The 17632-nt window shown below is 71.1% G+C and carries 14 protein-coding genes; 6 read left to right on the top strand and 8 right to left on the bottom strand.

From position 1 onward, the window contains the following. Positions 1-4: 4 nt before the first annotated feature. Both ACIBVL_RS30210 and ACIBVL_RS30205 read right to left on the bottom strand, forming a co-directional pair. A complete protein-coding gene (locus tag ACIBVL_RS30210; RefSeq protein ID WP_399101904.1) occupies positions 5-2680 on the bottom strand; it encodes a LuxR C-terminal-related transcriptional regulator in 2676 nt (891 codons plus the stop codon). Between the two features lie 84 nt (positions 2681-2764). After that, complete coding sequence (locus ACIBVL_RS30205) at positions 2765-3748, bottom strand: NAD-dependent epimerase/dehydratase family protein (protein WP_399101902.1); 984 nt, start codon at positions 3746-3748, stop codon at positions 2765-2767. Between the two features lie 265 nt (positions 3749-4013). On the opposite strand from ACIBVL_RS30205, the gene ACIBVL_RS30200 reads away from it, so the two are divergent. After that, positions 4014-4823 (top strand): PhzF family phenazine biosynthesis protein, encoded by an 810-nt coding sequence (locus ACIBVL_RS30200; protein ID WP_399101900.1) that lies wholly within the window; start codon positions 4014-4016, stop codon positions 4821-4823. Between the two features lie 19 nt (positions 4824-4842). Here ACIBVL_RS30200 and ACIBVL_RS30195 read toward each other — a convergent pair whose 3' ends face one another. Further along, positions 4843-5637 (bottom strand): CPBP family intramembrane glutamic endopeptidase, encoded by a 795-nt coding sequence (locus ACIBVL_RS30195; protein WP_399102370.1) that lies wholly within the window; start codon positions 5635-5637, stop codon positions 4843-4845. A 178-nt stretch (positions 5638-5815) separates the two neighbouring features. After that, on the bottom strand, positions 5816-7333 hold the full coding sequence (locus tag ACIBVL_RS30190) for a glutamate--cysteine ligase (protein WP_399101898.1): 1518 nt from the start codon (positions 7331-7333) through the stop codon (positions 5816-5818). Positions 7334-7911: 578 nt separating this feature from the next. On the opposite strand from ACIBVL_RS30190, the gene ACIBVL_RS30185 reads away from it, so the two are divergent. From ACIBVL_RS30185 to ACIBVL_RS30175, 3 genes are all read left to right on the top strand, one after another. Continuing rightward, positions 7912-8502 (top strand): hypothetical protein, encoded by a 591-nt coding sequence (locus tag ACIBVL_RS30185; protein WP_399101896.1) that lies wholly within the window; start codon positions 7912-7914, stop codon positions 8500-8502. 385 nt (positions 8503-8887) lie between these two features. Beyond that, positions 8888-9076 (top strand): DUF5999 family protein, encoded by a 189-nt coding sequence (locus ACIBVL_RS30180; RefSeq protein ID WP_055632223.1) that lies wholly within the window; start codon positions 8888-8890, stop codon positions 9074-9076. 324 nt (positions 9077-9400) lie between these two features. After that, positions 9401-10447, top strand: a complete 1047-nt coding sequence (locus ACIBVL_RS30175) for a LacI family DNA-binding transcriptional regulator (protein WP_399101894.1) — start codon at positions 9401-9403, stop codon at positions 10445-10447. Here the strand turns inward: ACIBVL_RS30175 and ACIBVL_RS30170 are convergent. From ACIBVL_RS30170 to ACIBVL_RS30155, 4 genes are all read right to left on the bottom strand, one after another. After that, the gene (locus ACIBVL_RS30170; protein WP_399101892.1) at positions 10440-11495 is read right to left on the bottom strand and encodes an endo-1,4-beta-xylanase; all 1056 of its coding nucleotides are present in this window, start codon (positions 11493-11495) and stop codon (positions 10440-10442) included. The two genes, ACIBVL_RS30175 and ACIBVL_RS30170, sit on opposite strands and share 8 nt — an antisense overlap. Positions 11496-11536: 41 nt before the next feature. Beyond that, the gene (locus tag ACIBVL_RS30165; RefSeq protein ID WP_399102368.1) at positions 11537-12301 is read right to left on the bottom strand and encodes a carbohydrate ABC transporter permease; all 765 of its coding nucleotides are present in this window, start codon (positions 12299-12301) and stop codon (positions 11537-11539) included. Positions 12302-12372: 71 nt separating this feature from the next. After that, the gene (locus tag ACIBVL_RS30160; protein WP_399101890.1) at positions 12373-13371 is read right to left on the bottom strand and encodes a carbohydrate ABC transporter permease; all 999 of its coding nucleotides are present in this window, start codon (positions 13369-13371) and stop codon (positions 12373-12375) included. Positions 13372-13415: 44 nt separating this feature from the next. Then, positions 13416-14708 carry an extracellular solute-binding protein gene (locus ACIBVL_RS30155; protein ID WP_399101888.1) on the bottom strand — a complete coding sequence of 431 codons (1293 nt, stop codon included), beginning with the start codon at positions 14706-14708 and terminating at the stop codon, positions 13416-13418. Between the two features lie 441 nt (positions 14709-15149). On the opposite strand from ACIBVL_RS30155, the gene ACIBVL_RS30150 reads away from it, so the two are divergent. Together ACIBVL_RS30150 and ACIBVL_RS30145 are read left to right on the top strand one after the other, a co-directional pair. Next, a complete protein-coding gene (locus ACIBVL_RS30150) occupies positions 15150-17108 on the top strand; it encodes an amino acid transporter (RefSeq protein WP_399101886.1) in 1959 nt (652 codons plus the stop codon). Positions 17109-17142: 34 nt separating this feature from the next. Next, entirely contained in the window at positions 17143-17538 is a 396-nt protein-coding gene (locus tag ACIBVL_RS30145) for a molybdopterin-binding protein (protein WP_399101884.1), read from the top strand. The last annotated feature ends 94 nt before the right edge of the window (positions 17539-17632 follow it).

Raw genomic sequence — 17632 nt, 5'->3', positions numbered from 1 at the left:
CGGGTCACATCAGCCCGAGCTCGCGCGCACGGCGTACCGCGTCGTGGCGGCGGTTGACCCCCAGCTTCCGGTAGGCGCTCTTGAGGTGGGTCTTGACCGTGTTCACCGACACGTACAGATCCGCGGCGATCTCCTCCGTGGGCATCATCAGGGCCAGCCGTCGCAGCACATCGCGCTCGCGTCCGCTCAGCTCCTCCACCACCACCGGAAGCTCGTGATCCGTCTCGGGCGGGGGCGGGTCGGGGGTGAGCCAGCCCCGGGCCAGATCCCGCAGGGGCGCCGTGCCGAGGAGGGGCCGGAGCCACGGTCCGGCTTCGAGGAAGGGCCGGCGCAGCTGCTCGCGCCGCGCCTCGCGCAGGGCCCTGGCGAGGAGCCGGCGCGCGGCGGCCCGATCGCCCGTCTCGTCGGCGGCCCGGGCCCTCATCAGCGTGGCCCGAACGGTCACCGCGGGACCGAAGCGGCCTTCGGGACGCACTCGGTCGAGCAGTTCGACCGCCGCCCCGGGCTCACCCGCCGCCAGCCGGGCCCGCGCCGCCTCCACGGCACAGGCCACCTGCTCGTCGGGCACCTCCCGCAGCAGCCGGGCCCCGGCCTCGGGTCGCCCTTCGGCGAGGTGTACGGCGCAGGCCACCAGCGCCGCCTGTCCGTCGGCCCAGGGGGACCTGGTCTCGGCGGGAACAGTCGGCTCCACCGCTGCGAGCGCGGCCCGTGTGTCGCCGAGCGCCAGGTGCAGCCGTGCGGTGGCGAGGACACGGCCGGCCTCCCTCACCGGGTCACGCAGCGCGGGGTGTGATTCGGCCGCCGCGTCGAGGAGGGCCCGTGCCTCGTCCAGTTCGTCGCGGTCGACGGCCAGGGCGGCCAGGACGAGCCACGCCATGCCGGAGCCGGCCGACCGGGGCAGCCCGAACCTCTCGGTCTCCTTCACCGCCTCCCGGGCCTTGCGCTCCGCCCTGCCGGGCCAGCCGTTCAAACAGTCGATCAGGGCCAGCCGGCCCAGGGCGTCCTCGCGCACCAGTGCCGTCGAGGCTCCGCCGGCGCAGTCGGCGGCCAGGGTCAGGGCGGCCCCCGCCTCCTCGAGCCGCCCGGCCCACAGCCGCGTCGAGCCCACATGGGTCAGCAGCAGGGCGATGACCTCGGGGTGCTTGTCCAGCAGATGCGCGGGGACCCGGCCCCGCACCTGCTCGGCCTCCTCCAGGGCCGCCTCCGCCCGCGCGGGCGAGCCGGCCAGCCGTGCCACCGAGGCCTCCAGCAGGGCGTGACTCAGCCGAGCGGCTGCCAGGCCCGGAGCGGGCGCCCCGGGCACCTCCGCCAACCCCTCCTCGGCCCGGTGCAGATGGGCCAGAGCGTGTTCGAGGTCGCACCGGGACAGCTCGCGGGCCGCCCGGACGAGATCCGTCGCCGGGCCGGTGGCCTCGGGCCCCATCCGGGAGAACAGCTCGGCCAGGCCGTCGGAGCTCAGCCCGGTGAAGAGCCGGCCGACGGCGAGGTCGTCGACGAGGGCACCGGCCGTGAACTGCCAGTCGCCCGCGGCGGCGCCGTGTCCGAGCGTCTCCCTGAGGAATCCGGAGCGCCCGAGCCACCGCGCGGCCCGCCGGTGGAGTTCGGGTTCCAGACCGGGGGCGCGCACCCGCAGATGGGCCCGCAGGATCTCGCCGAACAGCGGGTGGAGCCGGTACCAGGAGTGTCCGAGGTCCTCGACGAAGGCGTTCTCCCGGTGCAGCCCGGTCAGGATGGGTTCGGAGTCGGTGCGCCCGGTCAGCGCGTCGGCCAGCTCGGGACAGAAGCGTTCGAGAACGCTGACCCGCAGCAGGAGGTCCTGGACCTCGGGGGTCTGCTGCTTGAGCACCTCCGCCAGCAGGAAGTCGGCGACGGTACTGCGGTCGGCCTCGAACTCCTTGAGATACGTCTCCGGATCCGGGCTCTCCTGCGCGGCCAGGGCGCACAGTCTGAGGCCGGCGGCCCAGCCCCGGGTGCGTTCCACCAGGGCGCCCGCCGCGTGCAGGGGGAGGTGCAGCCCGTGCAGGGTGAGCAGTTCCGCGGTCTCCTCCGGGGTGAAGGCCAGCTCGGCGCCCCGGATCTCGGTCAGCTCGCCCGCGGCACGGTAGCGGTGCAGCGGCAGCAGCGGTTCCGTGCGCGTGACGAGGATCAGGCGCAGGCCCCCTCCCGCGTGGTGGAGCACGAACTCCAGCTGTTCCGCGATCTCCGGGTCGCGGACCTGGTCGTACTCGTCGAGGACCACGGTGACGGGCCGCTCGCGTGCGCTGAGTTCGGCGGCGAGCCGGGCCAGCAGCGTCCGGGGCACCCGGCTGGCGTCCGCGGGGCTGCCGACCCCGGCGGGCGGCGGTACCCCGGAGGCCCGCAGCGCCTGGAGCAGATACGCCCAGAACATCCCGGGGCCCTGGTCGGCGGCTTCGGTGGTGAACCAGGCGACGGCCGGCTCCCGCTCGGCCGCCCACCCGGCGACCAGCAGGGTCTTTCCCGCACCGGCGGGGCCGTTCACCATGGTCAGCGGGGTGTGCGAGGCCTGGTCGAGGTGTCTGACCAGACGCTCCCGGCGCAGGAACGTCGCCGGACGCGCCGGCAGCGCGAACCGCGTGCGCAGATACGGGTCTCCTCGGGGATCGGCCTCCGAAGCCGCCGGCTCCGCACCCTCTTCCTCGAGCCCAACCAATGCGCTCACCGCCCCGGGTCACCGTTCGATCATGGGTAGCGCTCGCCATCTCCAGCATCCCAGGGTTCCGGCTCCCCCGCGCAGCGGGAGGATTCAAGCTCCCACGGGCAGCCCCAGGTGGGTCCGGTACCAGGCCGCCGAGTCCACGAGGCGGCTCAGCGGGCCGGGGCCCGGGGGACAGCCGGTCAGCTTCCAGAGGTCGTCGGCGAGGTACCAGTGGTCCTCGGCGGCCAGCCTGAACTGCCGCTCCGATGCCCGCCCCGGTGTCGTCCGCAGCCGCTCCAGGCACACCGGAAGCGGCCAGTCGGCGTCCGGCCGTGGCGGCAGCACACCCTGCGCGGCCAGCCCTGCCAGCAGGTCGCCGATGCGCACGGGCTCCGGATGCCCCGCGTGGTGGACGCCGGGCGGCACCGGGGGCTCGGCCACGGCGACGGCGGCGATCAGCCGGGCGAGGTCACCGGCGTCCACCACGGTCAGCAGCGCCCGCCCGCCGTCCCACTCGGCCGGCACCCGCTGCACCAGCTCACGCAACGCGGGTACGACCCACCGGTCACCGGCTCCGAGCACGATTCCCGGGCGCAGTACGACGGCCCCCGCCCGGCGCGCGTGCCCCTCCCCCGCCAGCCGTGTCCTGCTCACGGCGGAGGCCGGTTCGGCGGGGATCCCGTCGACCGCGACACCCCGGTGCGGTCCGCTGCCGTAGACGGCGGCGGTCGACAGATGCACCACCCGGCCCACGCCGGCCCGCGCCGCCTCCTCCAGCAGCAGGCGGGTCCCCTCGACGTTGACCGCCTCGCACAGCCCCTCGTCCCCGCCGATGTACGAGGCCAGATGGACGACGGCGCGGGCACCCTCGCAGAGGCCGCGCACCGAGCCCGGATCGGTGAGATCACCGCGCACCCACTCGACGGACTCGAGGGAAGGGCCGCCCTCGGGAACCCTTCGCACCAGGGCGCGCACCCGCGGCGCCGGCCCGCCGTCGCTCCGTACTCGCGGGTCCAGCAGCGCCCGGAGCGCGTGCGATCCGATGAAACCGGACGCCCCCGTCACGACCACCGTGCCGTCGTCCCGCAGCACCGTTTCCTCCTCACGAGGGGCGCCCTGCCCCACCCGACGCCTTCGTGCCCCCGTCAACGACCCGCAACCATACGGTACTTGGCGCACGGCTCCGGGCGATGGCCTGTGGTCGCGCCGAGGCCGCCGGCCCGGGGGACCCGCGCTCTCCGGAGAGGGCCCCCCGGGGCTCCCACCGCACGCCCCACCCAGGTGGCTCGGCAAAAACGGTCCAGTATTCCCGGATTGGCCTTGGCCGAGCCCTGCGCCCACCCCTACCGTCAGCGGCATGCGGATTCGAATCGTCGACGCCTTCACCGACCGCCCCTTCGCCGGCAACCCGGCCGGGGTCCTGCTGCTCGACTCGTTCCCCGGCGAGGACCGGCTCCAGAGCGTGGCCCTGGAGGTGAACCACGCCGAGACGGCCTTCGCCCACCCGCTCCCGGCGGGCGGCGAGGCCGACTGGGCGCTGCGCTGGTTCACGCCCGTCACCGAGGTCGACATGTGCGGCCACGCCACTCTCGCCACCGCCCACGTCCTGCACACCACGGGCGCCCACGAGGGCCCCGTGCGCTTCGCCACCCGCAGCGGTGTCCTGGTCGCCACCCCCTCCGGGGACGGCTCGATCACCCTGGACTTCCCGACCGCCCCGCTCACCCCGGCCGAACTGCCGGACGGGATCGCCGAGGCTCTGGGCGCCGAGCCGGTCACCGCCGTCGACACCGGTCCGCACGTGGGCGATCTGCTGGTGGAGCTGGCCGACGAGAAGACCGTCCACGCGTTGCGCCCGGACCACAAGGCCCTCGGCGCCTACTCCCGGCGCGGCATCATCGCGACCGCCCGCGCCGAGAACCCCGCCCTGGGCTACGACTTCGTCTCCCGCTACTTCTTCCCGAACGTCGGCATCGACGAGGACCCGGTCACCGGCAGCGCCCACACCGCCCTGGCCCCGTACTGGACCGAACGCCTCGGCCGTAGCCTCCTCACCGGCCTGCAGGCCTCCGCCCGCTGCGGCCGGGTAGGCACCGAACTGCGCGGCGACCGCACCCTGCTGACCGGCCGCGCGGTGACGGTCATCGAGGGCGAGCTGCTCGCATAGCGGAAGCGACCGGGGTGGCTCAGGCCGTGGGAAGCCACCCCACCTTCCCCGCCAGCAGCGCGTACCCCACGAACGCCCCGATGTCGAGCAGCGAGTGCGCCACCACCAGCGGCCCCACCCGCCCCCAGCGGCGGTAGAGGTAGACGAACACCACGCCCATCACCATGTTGCCGATGAACCCGCCGACGCCCTGGTAGAGGTGGTACGAGCCGCGCAGCACGGCACTGGCGACCAGCGCGGTGCCCGGGGTCCAGCCCAGCTGCCCGAGGCGGCGCAGCAGATAGCCGACCACGATGACCTCTTCGAGGATCGCGTTCTGCACGGCGGACAGGATCAGCACGGGGTACTTCCACCACACCTCGGGCAGTGCCTCCGGGACCACGGTGAGGTTGAAGCCGAGTCCCCGGGCGACCAGGTAGAAGGCGATGCCGGTGCTGCCGATCACCGCCGCGATCGCCGCCCCGCGGCCCAGGTCCGGCCAGGGGCGGGTGCGGTCGAAGCCCAGTGTCCGCAGGCTGCGCCCCTCGCGCAGCAGGAAGTGCGCGACGAGCGCCACCGGGATGAGCGCCGTGGCGATCCCGAACAGCTGCCAGGCGAGGTCCAGCCACGGGCGGCCCGGAGCGGCGGAGGCGTTGAGTGTCGCCGCCTGGTCCTTCAGCCCTCCCGGCTTGGTGACGGATCCCACAAAGCTGATGAGAGCAGACACACCACTCGCACCGAGCGAAAGCCCGAGCACGAGCAGCGTCTCGTCCCGAAGAATCCGCCGCGAGGGCCGCTCGTCAAGAGAACCGGCCACCGACCCCGCCTCCGCCACCTGCACACCCGCTTCCAGTCATGGGACGTCACAGCTTGCCCCATGACCACGGCGCGAACGGCGGCACCCCCTGAACCGATGACCAGCGCGGGACGAGCCGACCCGGGGACGCGGGAAACTGCGCGAGCAGCCCCCTCCCCTCACCCGCACCCCGCGAACAACCGAACGCGGCCGGATCTCACCCGACGGACACGGCCTCCGGCAACCCCACGGACCACGTGTGCACCGGCTCCCCCACGCGTGAGAGCTCGGCATAGCGTCGTGTCGTGGCAGCCAGTGCCGCGTCCCGCGACAACCCCGCCTCCACCGCCCGCCGAAACGTCGCCACCTGCCACGTCGCCCCATTGGCCCGCCGCCGGCACCGCTCCTCGATGACCCCCAGGTAGTAGTCCCGGTCGGCCGGCTCCACCCCCCACGCGTCCAGCCCGGCCTCGGCCAACGGCAACAGCTCGTCCCGCACGAGACTCACCGCGTCGACCTCGCCCACGCCCCCCAGCCGCCCCCGCCGCGGCCACTGCAACCGGGCGTCGATGCCGTACCGGCACGCCGCTTCGAAGTTCGCCCCGGCCGCCTCGAACGGCAGCCGGGACCACACGGGGCGGGCGTCCTCGGCCAGGGCGCGGACGACGCCGTAGTAGAAGGCCGCGTTGGCGATCACGTCGGTCACGGTGGGTCCGGCGGGCAGCACGCGGTTCTCCACGCGCAGATGCGGGACGCCGTCGGCGATGCCGTACACGGGCCGGTTCCAGCGGTAGATCGTCCCGTTGTGCAGGACCAGCTCGGCGAGCGACGGGATGCCCCCGGCCTCCAGCACCTTCAGCGGGTCCTCGTCCTCGCAGATGGGCAGCAGTGCCGGAAAGTAGCGCAGGTTCTCCTCGAACAGCTCGTACGCGGAGCTGATCCACCGCTCACCGAACCAGGTGCGCGGCCGCACGCCCTGTGCCTGGAGCTCGGGCGGACGGGTGTCGGTGGCCTGCTGGAACAGCGGCGGCCGGGACTCGCGCCACAGCTCGCGGCCGAAGAGGAACGGCGAGTTGGCGCCCACGGCGATCTGCGCGGCGCTGACGGCCTGCGCCGCGTTCCACACGTCGGCGAAGCGGGCCGGGGTGACCTGGAGGTGCAGCTGCACGGAGGTGCAGGCCGCCTCGGGCACGATCGACTTGGAGGTGCAGGAGAGCCGTTCCACCCCGTCGATGTCGAGGGCGAAGTCCTCGCCGCGGGCGGCCACGATCTGGTCGTTGAGAAGGGTGTAGCGGTCGACGTCCGAAAGATTGGACGAGACCAGATCGTCACGGTCGAGAGTCGGCAGAATACCGATCATCACGATTCCCGCGTCGACCTCGCCGGCCTTTCGATGGGCATATGCCAGTGACGTACGGAGTTCCTCGGCAAGCCGGTCGAATACTCTGCCGCCCAAGGGATGTGGAGCTATGTTGACTTCCAGGTTGAACATGGCGAGTTCTGTTTGGAAATCGCGGCTCGCGATCCTCTCGAGCACTTCACCATTCAGCATTTTCGGCAGGCCGTCGGCGCCCGCGAGATTCAGCTCGATCTCAAGCCCCATGAGGTTCCTGGGCCGGTCGAAGCGCTTCTGGGCCAGAAGCCGCTCCAGCCCCGTCAGACACCGCCGGAGCTTGTCGCGGTACTGCTGCCGATCGGACAGGTCGAACGCGCCTGCCACGACCTTCTCCCCCATCGAAGCGTCCTTCCTCGCATGGGCGGACCGAGGATCCGGCCGCCGGTCTCCCGGGTCAGGTGGGATGATGCCCAGCCGGACCGATCGATAACGTCCCCGCCGGTCGCGTCACCCGCTAGTCTGACCGGAAGTACCCCGGAGGTGTCCGGAGGCACATTCACGGGGCAAGCGGCAGAGGCTCTTTCACGAACTCGGGAACTCACACCCGGAACTCGTGAAAAAGTCCGACGAGAATGGGCCGACCGTTACGCGCACATATCCCGAGGTCAACGCGGCAGGGGCCGATCTGAATCGGGATGATTCACACGTATCGCCGACCGAATGAACCCTTGCCGAGTGTCCCGGAGTCGACTAGACGAAACACAGCCTGAACACGCGTCGTATAAACTCCTCGCACAAGGCGGAGAAGGTGGGCACCCGCGGTCGAAGGAGCCTGTCGTCCAAGTGACGGCGGGCCGCTCGCGCACCCGGCTGTCCCGAGACCCCGGCCCTCGCCTCTCCGACCTGACGAGAGCTAGCTGACAGCGCCGTCCGCCCCCGCCCTCGCGCCACCGCCTGTGAATGAGAGGCGACCCACCATGCCGCTGCATGTCCCTCCGGCACCCGCGCCCGCCCTTCGCTCCGTCCTCATGGCCCTCGGTTCCCCCACCGCGGTCCGCGAGGCCCACACCCCCTCCCTGCGCACCGCGCAGGAGGAGGCCACCCCCGAACTCCCGCTGCCGCTGTTCGTCCTGGACCGGGTCACGCCCGAGGGCGTGTCCGCGACCCGGCTGGCCGGCTGGCGCTTCCTGATCCGCTGCGGGGACCGGGCCGTCGCGGCGGCCGAGACCCGACTCACCCCCGACGGCTGGGCGTTCTCCCATTTCTTCGAGGGCCCCTACATCGCCTCCACCGAACGCGCCCTGCGGCAGGCGGAATCGGCGACCCAGGCCTACCAGGCGCGCCTGCTGTCGGTGCCCGGGCTCTACATGCTCACGCTCTGGCTGCACGGCGACACCGACACCGACGGCACCACCGGTCACCCCGCCGCGACCGACCTGCTGGTGCCGCTGGCCCCGGCACCGCCCGGGATCGCCGCCCACCGGGCCCACCGGGTCGCCGAGCTGCTCCCGGTGCTGACCCTCCGGGTGACCCCGTCGGCGCCACCCCTGCTCGGCTCGCCCGCCTGACGCCGACCCCGCGAACGCCCGTACCCCGCCACCGCGGCCCCGGTGGCGGGGTACGGTGCTTTCGGAGGTGTTCGCGGCTGTTCGCCGGTGTTCGTGGATGTTCGTCCCCGCGCCCCCGCCCGGACTAGCCCCATCCGGCCACCGGAAACCACCCGAAGTGACAGTGCAGTTGAGATGAACCGCCCGCGCGGGTGATGCGTCATCAACCTGTGAGGAGCGGTGCCGCGAAATCCCTGCGGATCGACGTCCGGAGGGCAACACTGGGGTTCCGACCGACTTATCACAACGGGGGGCGGCCATGAACGACGTAGACGACGCTTCACGCCGCGGGACACACACGACATCATCCATCACACACATCACGCCAGAGCGGAAGAACCCAGCCATGTGCCAGCACCAGCCGCCGTGCCCGACAGCAACCTCCGCCGACCGGGAGTCCGCCCGACTCGTGGCGCACCACCCCGAACAGGGCTGGAGCCTGCTGTGCAACGGCGTCCTGCTTTTCGAGGACACCGGTGAGCTCCTGCCGGACGGCCAGGTCATCGCCCCGCACCGGGTCGTGACCGCAGCCTGAGCACCACCCGGACGGCGCGGGACCGCCGTCCGGGGACTTCGAGGGGCCGGACCGCAGCCGCACCGCCTGCGCACCGGCCCCGACGCATGTCCGAGCCCGCTCACTCCCCGTGTCCCCCGCCTTCCCTTCCGTACACGCCCCTTCGACCACCCATCACTGCCGGTTGCCCCGCCTTCCGTTCCGTACGCACCTCTTCCACCGCCACGCCCTGCGCGTACCCCCCGCCCTTCTTTCCCCACCCGTGTCTTCCACGGCCGTCCGCTTTCCGGAAGACTCCTGGAAGTTTCGGCGGCCGTGCCGGAACGCGGCGACGGAGGTGGGCAAGTGGCGGTGGACGAGACGGCACCGGCGGCGCACGGCAGGGTCACGATCACGGAGATCGCCCGCCGGGCCGGCGTCTCGGTGCCGACGGTGTCCCGGGTCGTCAACGGCCGCTCCGACGTCTCGCCGCAGACCCGGGCCCGCATCGAGGAGTTGCTCCGGCAGCACGGCTACCGCAAGCGCCCCGCCGCCTCCTCACCCGCCCGTGCCGCCCTGCTCGACCTGGTCTTCAACGACCTCGACAGCCCCTGGGCGGTGGAGATCATCCGGGGCGTCGAGGAGGTCGCCCACGCGGCCGGCGTAGGGACGGTGGTGTCAGCCATCCACGGCCGCTCCGGCGACGCCCGCGAGTGGATGCGCAACCTGCGCGCCCGCGCCTCCGACGGCGTCATCCTGGTCACCTCGGCCCTCGAGCCCACGCTGCACGACCAGTTGCGCATCCTGGGCGTCCCGCTGGTCGTCGTCGACCCGATGGGCTCGCCCGCCGTCGACACCCCGACGATCGGCGCCGCCAACTGGTCCGGCGGCCTGGCCGCCACCGCGCACCTGCTGGCACTCGGCCACCGCCGCGTCGGCCTGATCGCGGGCCCGCCCCGGCTGCTGTGCTCCCGCGCCCGCTACGACGGCTACCGCGCCGCCCTGGAAGCGGCCGGTGTCGCCGTCGACGACACCCTCGTCGTCCCCGGCGACTTCCACCCCGAGTCGGGCTTCACCGGCTGCACCGCCCTCCTCGACCTGCCCGAACCGCCCACCGCTCTCTTCGCGGCCAGCGACCAGATGGCGCTGGGCGCGATCGAGGCGCTGCGCCGGCGCGGTCTGCGCGTCCCGGAGGACATGAGCGTCGTCGGTTTCGACGATCTTCCGGAAGTCCGCTGGTCGTCCCCTCCCCTGACCACCGTCCGCCAGCCGCTGGCCGACATGGGCAAGCTGGCCGTCCGCACGGTCCTGCGCCTGGCCCGCGGCGAGCATCCCGGCTCGCCGCGGGTGGAACTGGGCACGGAGTTGGTGATCCGCTCCAGCACCGCGCCCCCTCGCGACAGAGCTAGCTGAGCGCGTCCCGGATCGCGTGGTAGGCAGGCTTCGGCGCGAGCTGCTCGTCCCACGGCAGGGCGGCTCCCTGACCGGGGAAGAAGGCCGGGATCCAGGAGTACTTGTCGGTGTAGTCCCACACCGTGATCCCCACACACCGCCGCACCGCCAGGCACGCCTGGGTCAGATCCCCGTACCACTCGGCCTGCTGCGCCAGCTTCTCCTCGGTCGCGGGCAGCAGCATCCGTACGTCGACCTCGGTGAGCGCGGTGTCCAGGCCGAGGCGGGCGAAGCGCCGGAGGTTGTCCTCCAGGGTCGTCGGATAGCCGTACTGCAGGGCGAGATGGGCCTGCAGCCCGATGCCGTCGAGCGGGACGCCCCGCGCCCTCAGCTCCTTGGCCAGGGTGTAGTAGGCGTCGCTCTTCGGGCCGACCGCCTCGATGTTGTAGTCGTTGAGGTAGAGCTTCGCCCTGGGGTCGGCCTCGTGGGCCCAGCGCAGGGCATCGGCGATGTAGCCGGGGCCGAGGGTCTTGTAGAAGACCGTCTCACGGTAGGTGCCGTCCTCGTTGAACGCCTCGTTGACGACGTCCCAGGAGTAGACCTTGCCCCGGTAGTGGCGCACCTCGGTCTGGATGTGCTTCTTCAGTACGGCCCGCAGCTCGTCGGCCGTCCACTCCTTGCCGGTCAGCCAGCCGGGCAGCTGGCTGTGCCAGACGAGGGTGTGGGCGCGGACCTTCTGGTGGTGGTCGCGCGCGAGATCGACGATCTCGTCGCCGGCCGTCCAGTCGAAGACACCCTGCTGGGGCTCGGTGGCGTACCACTTCATGCCGTTGCCGGGGGTGATCATGTCGAACTCGCCGCCGAGGATCTTCGTGTAGGCGGTGTCGGTGAGTTCGGGGTTGTCCGTGGCGCTGCCGAAGTAGCGGCCGTGGCGCTCGGCGAGGTCGGCGAGGGTTCTCTGCGGCTTCTCGTGCGCCTGGGCGGCCGGGCCGCCCGCGATCCCGGCGGCGACCAGGACGGCGGCGAGGGCTCCGGCGAGTCTGAACCGGGTGCGGGAGGTGCTGGACATGGAGCGACTCCTCACGGTTGGTCGAGCGTGGGCGGCGCGGGTCATCCCTTCGTGGCGCCGGCGGCGAGCCCGCCGACGAGCTGGCGCTCGGCGACGGAGTAGAAGGCCAGGGCGGGAACCATGGCGAGGACGAGATAGGCGAAGATCCGCGCGTACTCGGCGGAGTACTGGCCCTGGAACTGCTGCACCCCGATCGGCAGGGTCCACCAGGTGGGCTCGTTGAACACCAGCAGCGGCAGGAAGAAGTTGTTCCAGCTGGCGACCACCGCGAGCACGGAGACAGTGCCGAGCGCGGGCCGGGCCATCGGCAGCAGGATCCGCCAGAAGAAGCCGAACGGCCCGCAGCCGTCGAGGGTGGCCGCCTCCTCCAGCTCGGCCGGGATCTCCCGGAAGAAGCCGCGCAGGATGACGATGGTCATCGGCAGCCCGAACGCGGCCTGCGGCAGGATCACCCCGAGCGGGTTGTCCAGCAGGTCCATCGACCGCAGCAGCAGGAACAGCGGCAGAGCCGCCACCGCGAACGGGAACATCAACCCCATCGTGAACAGCGTGAACAGCAGCTCCCGGCCCCGGAAGGCGAACCGCGCGAAGGAGAACGCGGCCAGCGCGGACACCGCGACCACCACCACCGTCGTACCGGCCGCGATGAGGCTGCTGCTGCCGACCAGCTGCCAGAAGGAACGGGAGCCGAGGATGTCCGTGTAGTTGGACGTGACCCAGGGATCGGGCAGCCCTATCGGGTTCCGGGAGAGCTGGTCGGTCGACTTGAACCCGGACAGCACCGCGTACACCAGGGGTACGGCCATCACCGCGCCGACGACGGCGAGGACGAGGTGCACGGGCAGGGTCCGGCCCGTACGGCTGGTCTTGCGGGCGCTCACGAGCCCCCTCCTCGCATGGTCGTGGTGGCGCCCTCCAGGTCACGGCGGAGCACGAACCGCTGGTAGGCGAGGGCGAAGACGAGGCTGATGCCGAACATGACCACACTGATCGCGCTGGCGTAGCCGACCTGGTAGCGCTTGAAGCCGTACTGGAACATGGTCACGGCCATCGTCTCGGAGTGATGGTCGGGGCCGCCCGCGGTGACGATCCACACGAGGTCGAAGAGCTGGATGGAACCGATCACCGACAGGAACACACTGATCCGCAGGGTCGGCGCCAGCAGCGGCAGCGTGACGTTGCGGAACCGCTGCCAGGGCCCGGCCCCGTCGATCAGCGCGGCCTCGGTCAACTCGGCCGGGATGGACTGCAGTCCGGCCAGGTAGAGCATCATGTGGAAGCCGAAGTACTTCCATGTCATGACCAGGAAGAGAGTGGCCATGACGGTGGACGGATCGGCGAACCACTCGCCCCCGAGCCCGTCCAGGCCCACGGCTCCCAGCAGATGGTCGGCGAGACCGTCGTCCGGGGCGAAGATCATGCTGAACAGCACGCCGGTGATCGCCTCGGAGAGGATGTACGGCGCGAAGAACAGCATCCGGTACACGGCCCGGCCGCGGATCTTCTGGTTGAGCGCGACCGCCAGGGCGAGCGCGAACGGCAGTTGCAGCAGCAGCGAGAGCCCGACCAGGACCAGACAGCGCCACAGGTCGCCCAGGAACACCGGGTCCTTGAAGAGACGGGTGAAGTTGTCGCCGCCGATGAAGTCCTCGGGCATTCCGAAGCCGCCCCAGCGGAAGAAGGCGGTGTACAGCGCGAACAGCATCGGCAGCAGCACCAGCGTGCCGAACAGCACCAGGGCTGGCACCTGGAAGCCGACGGCGGTGAGCCAGTGCAGCACCCGCCGCCGCGCCCGTCCGCGGTCCGCCCCGGTGGCCACCGGCCGGTGATCGACGTCCGGGCCGCTGCGCTTGTCCGGGAGGAAGGTGGAGGTCATCGCCTCCGGTCCCCCTTCCTTGAGAAGGTCGAGGTCATCGCCGGTTACTGCTCTTCCTTCGCGACCTTGGTGATCGACTCGGCGACCTGCTGAGGGGACTTGGACCCGGCGATGAGGCCGGCGACGCTGTCGTTGATCTCCTGGCCGACGGCGGGCGCGTACGCCTGGTCGAGATAGAGCTGGAAGCCGGTCGCCGCCTTCAACTGCGCCTGTACGGCGGACAGGTTGGGGTCGGTGAGAGCGCTCTCGGCGGCCGGTACGACGGGCAGCACGCCGGTCTTCTTGACGAGCTCGGTGTCGGTCGTGGCCGAGGCGAAGAACTTCAGGAAGTCGACGGCCTCCCGCGGAGCACCCTTGCGCAGCGCGTGCCCGCCGCCTCCGCCGAACACCTCGGTGAGCGCGCCCTCGCCGCCCTCGACCGCGGGGAACGGGAAGAACCCGAGGTCGGCACCGAGCCCCTTGCCCGCGTCCGACTCGACCACCGGCGCCCACTGGCCCATCAGCTCCATGGCCGCCTTGCCGTTGCCGACGGTGGCCGCCTGCCCGGTGGGGCTGTTGTACGCCGCGCCGAGGAAACCTTTCTGGAACGGCTGGAGATCGACCAGCTCCTGCAGATGCTGACCGGCCCGCACGAAACCGTCCCCGGTGAAGTCCTTGTCGTCCTCGGCCTTCCGGAGCGCGTCCAGTCCGGCGGTGCGCATGGCGAGGTAGGCCCAGTAGTACATGCCCGGCCATTTCTCCTTGCCGGCCAGGGCGAGCGGGGTGATCCCGGCGGACTTCAGCTTCCGTACGGCGTCCAGGAAGCCGCTCCAGGTGGTGGGGGGCTCGCTGAGGCCGGCCCGCTTGAAGAGCGCCTTGTTGTACCAGAAGCCGATCATGCCGATGTCGAACGGGATCCCGTAGACCTTCTCGTCGAAGAGATACGGCTCCCGGGCGACCTTCAGCAACCCGTTGCCCCAGCCCTTGGTGCTGTCGGTCAGGTCCTCGACGAGCCCGGCGTCGATCTGCTGCTTCAGGACACCGCCGCCCCAGGTGTGGAAGATGTCGGGGAGCTTCCCGGAGGCGGTCAGCGCCGTCATCTTCGACTTGTAGGGGTCGTTCTCCAGTTGGACGATCTTGATCTTCACGTGGGGGTTCTGGGCCTCGAACCGCTTGGCGAGACCGGCCCATACGTCCTTGGTGGGCTGGGTGGTGGAGATGTTCCACCACTCGACCGTGGTCGTCCCCGACGACCCTCCGTCCGAGTCGCCGCCGCAGCCGCTCAGTGCCGTCATACTCACACCGGCCGCGGCGGAGGCCGCCAGGAAGCCGCGGCGGGACAGTGCCGGGTCGCCCATCATGCGCTCCTTGGGTAGATCGAAGACTGATCGAAAGTTTCGAACCAGATCCAGAAAGCTTCGCTGCTGCCGCACCCTAGAGACACCCTCCGACAGGTGGCAACCCCTTGAACACAGGCAATCCACGCGCCTGTTCAAGGAGGCGGCCTCGCAAGGCCCTCCGGGGCGGCCGAAACATTCGGAGTATCGAACGAACGTTACGGAGCCTGCCGTCGCCAAGGAGAAGCGGCCGGAAACCGCGCCTCGTCTCATCACGCTCAGTGTCCGGCCCTCCACCCCCCGACCAGTCTTAACGGAAGCTTGACGCCGTCCGGCCCTTCATCCGTGGGCCCGTGCGTCACGCTCCGCTTACGCTGATTCCGCTGTCCGTGTGATGGCCGAAACCGCCCCGTGAGCCGCACACCGGCCCCGCCCCATATGCCGCACATCAGGAGCACCCCGATGGCCACGACCGAGCAACCTCCCCCCAGTCGCCTGCGCGCCTGGATGCTGGAGGGCCTGTCCGACATGGGCAAGGGTCATGGTCCGCAGGCCCCGGCCGCCCGAACGGAGCCCGAGCCGGAGCACAAGGGCCAGCGCTGGTACCGGGTGATGTGCCTGACCGGTGTCGACTACTTCTCGACCCTCGGCTACCAGCCGGGCATCGCCGCGCTCGCGGCCGGACTGCTCTCTCCGATCGCGACCGTCGTGCTGGTGATCGTCACCCTGGCCGGCGCCCTGCCGGTCTACCGGCGCGTGGCCGAGGAGAGCCCGCACGGTGAGGGCTCGATCGCGATGCTGGAGCGGCTGCTGTCCTTCTGGCAGGGCAAGCTGTTCGTCCTGACCCTGCTGGGCTTCGCCGCCACCGACTTCCTGATCACCATCACGCTCTCGGCGGCCGACGCCTCGACCCACCTGATCGAGAACCCGCATCTGAACAGCGCCCTGCACGACCAGCAGATGATCATCACACTCGCGCTGATAGCCCTGCTCGGGGCGGTGTTCCTCAAGGGCTTCCTGGAGGCCATCGGCGTCGCGGTCGCCCTGGTGGTCGCCTACCTCGGCCTGAACGCCGTGGTCGTGGCCGTCGGCCTGTGGCACGTGCTCACCGAGGGCCACGTGGTCACCGACTGGTCGAGCGCCCTGACCGCCGAACACGGCAACGTCTTCGCGATGATCGGCCTCTCCCTGCTGGTCTTCCCCAAGCTGGCCCTGGGTCTGTCCGGGTTCGAGACCGGCGTCGCGGTCATGCCCCACGTGCAGGGCGATCCCGGCGACACCGAGCAGAACCCCAAGGGCCGCATCCGGGACACGAAGAAGCTGCTCACGGCCGCCGCCCTGATCATGAGCGTCTTCCTGATCGCCACGAGCTTCATCACCACCTGGCTGATCCCGGAGAAGGAGTTCGAGGACGGCGGCCAGGCCAACGGCCGCGCCCTCGCCTACCTGGCCCACGAATACCTGGGCAACGCCTTCGGCACGGTGTACGACGTCTCGACCATCGCGATCCTCTGGTTCGCCGGCGCCTCCGCCATGGCCGGCCTGCTCAACCTGATGCCCCGCTACCTCCCCCGCTACGGCATGGCCCCCCACTGGGCCCGCGCCGTGCGCCCCATGGTCATCGTCTTCATCCTGATCGCCTTCCTGGTCACCTGGATCTTCGACGCGGACGTCGACGCCCAGGGCGGCGCCTACGCCACCGGCGTCCTGGTCCTGATGTCCTCCGCCGCGATCGCGGTCACCATCGCCGCCCGCCGCGCCCAGCAGCGCGGCTGGACCATCGGCTTCACGACCGTCTCGGCCGTCCTGCTCTACGTCACCGGCGCGAACGTCGTCGAACGCCCCGACGGCGTGAAGATCGGCGCCTGCTTCATCGCGGGCATCATCCTCGTCTCCCTCCTCTCCCGACTGGCCCGCGCCTTCGAGCTGCGGGTGACCAGCGTGACGCTGGACCCCATGGCGGAACGATTCATCCGGGACATGGCCAGCCGCAAGATGCGGTTCATCGCCAACGAGCCCGACCGGCGCGACAAGGCCGAGTACCGCGACAAGATCGAGCAGATCCGCGAGGACAACGACATCCCCGGCGAGGACTTCGTCTTCGTCGAAGTGACCGTCCTGGATCCCTCCGAGTTCGAGGCGGGCCTGACGGTCCACGGCGAGGTCCTGCACAACCGCTACCGCGTCCTGACCCTGGAGTCCTCCTCCATTCCGAACGCCCTGGCCGCCCTGCTCCTGCACGTCCGTGACGCCACCGGCTGCACCCCGCACATATACTTCGAGTGGACCGAGGGCAACCCCTTCGCCAACTTCCTGCGCTTCTTCCTCTTCGGCCAGGGCGAGGTCGCCCCGGTCACCCGCGAGGTCCTTCGCGAGGCCGAAGCGAACCGGGTGCGCCGGCCCCGCGTCCACACGGGCTGACGGGACCGACGGCTCCCGGCCCTATCGTGACCTCATGCAGAGCTACACAATCGGCCAGGCGGCGCGGCTGCTCGGCGTGAGCCCCGACACCGCGCGCCGCTGGGCCGACGCCGGCCGGGTGGCGACCCATCGTGACGAGGCCGGACGGCGACTCATCGACGGCAAGGACCTGGCCGCGTTCTCGGTGGAACTCGCCCGTGGGGACAGCCCCGACGAGGACACGCCGTACACCTCGGCCCGCAACGCCTTCCCCGGCATCGTCACCGCGATCAAGCTGGGCGATGTCGCCGCCCAGGTCGAGATCCAGGCCGGTCCGCACCGCCTCGTCTCCCTGCTGACCCGGGAGGCCGTCGAGGAACTGGGCTTGGAGGTCGGCGTGGAGGCCACGGCCCGCGTGAAGTCGACGAACGTGCACATCGACCGCGTGTGAACCTCGCCCCGGCCTCCACGCAAACGCATCTGCGCATCCAGGTTCCAAAAATCCCTCGATTATGCGGACCCCGCCCACATCTGTGCCTTGCATA

It is taken from the genome of Streptomyces sp. NPDC049687 (assembly GCF_044465285.1).
GTDB lineage: Bacteria > Actinomycetota > Actinomycetes > Streptomycetales > Streptomycetaceae > Streptomyces.
This window is presented reverse-complemented; position numbering and strand designations above follow the sequence as displayed.

Coding starts and splice junctions, on each gene's coding strand:
- ACIBVL_RS30200 (WP_399101900.1), top strand. CDS start 4,014: ATGCGGATTCGAATCGTCGACGCCTTCACCGACCGCCCCTTCGCCGGC.
- ACIBVL_RS30165 (WP_399102368.1), bottom strand. CDS start 12,301: ATGGCCGTACCCCTGGTGTACGCGGTGCTGTCCGGGTTCAAGTCGACC.
- ACIBVL_RS30150 (WP_399101886.1), top strand. CDS start 15,150: ATGGCCACGACCGAGCAACCTCCCCCCAGTCGCCTGCGCGCCTGGATG.
- ACIBVL_RS30155 (WP_399101888.1), bottom strand. CDS start 14,708: ATGGGCGACCCGGCACTGTCCCGCCGCGGCTTCCTGGCGGCCTCCGCC.
- ACIBVL_RS30170 (WP_399101892.1), bottom strand. CDS start 11,495: ATGTCCAGCACCTCCCGCACCCGGTTCAGACTCGCCGGAGCCCTCGCC.
- ACIBVL_RS30190 (WP_399101898.1), bottom strand. CDS start 7,333: ATGGGGGAGAAGGTCGTGGCAGGCGCGTTCGACCTGTCCGATCGGCAG.
- ACIBVL_RS30180 (WP_055632223.1), top strand. CDS start 8,888: ATGTGCCAGCACCAGCCGCCGTGCCCGACAGCAACCTCCGCCGACCGG.
- ACIBVL_RS30185 (WP_399101896.1), top strand. CDS start 7,912: ATGCCGCTGCATGTCCCTCCGGCACCCGCGCCCGCCCTTCGCTCCGTC.
- ACIBVL_RS30145 (WP_399101884.1), top strand. CDS start 17,143: ATGCAGAGCTACACAATCGGCCAGGCGGCGCGGCTGCTCGGCGTGAGC.
- ACIBVL_RS30160 (WP_399101890.1), bottom strand. CDS start 13,371: ATGACCTCCACCTTCCTCCCGGACAAGCGCAGCGGCCCGGACGTCGAT.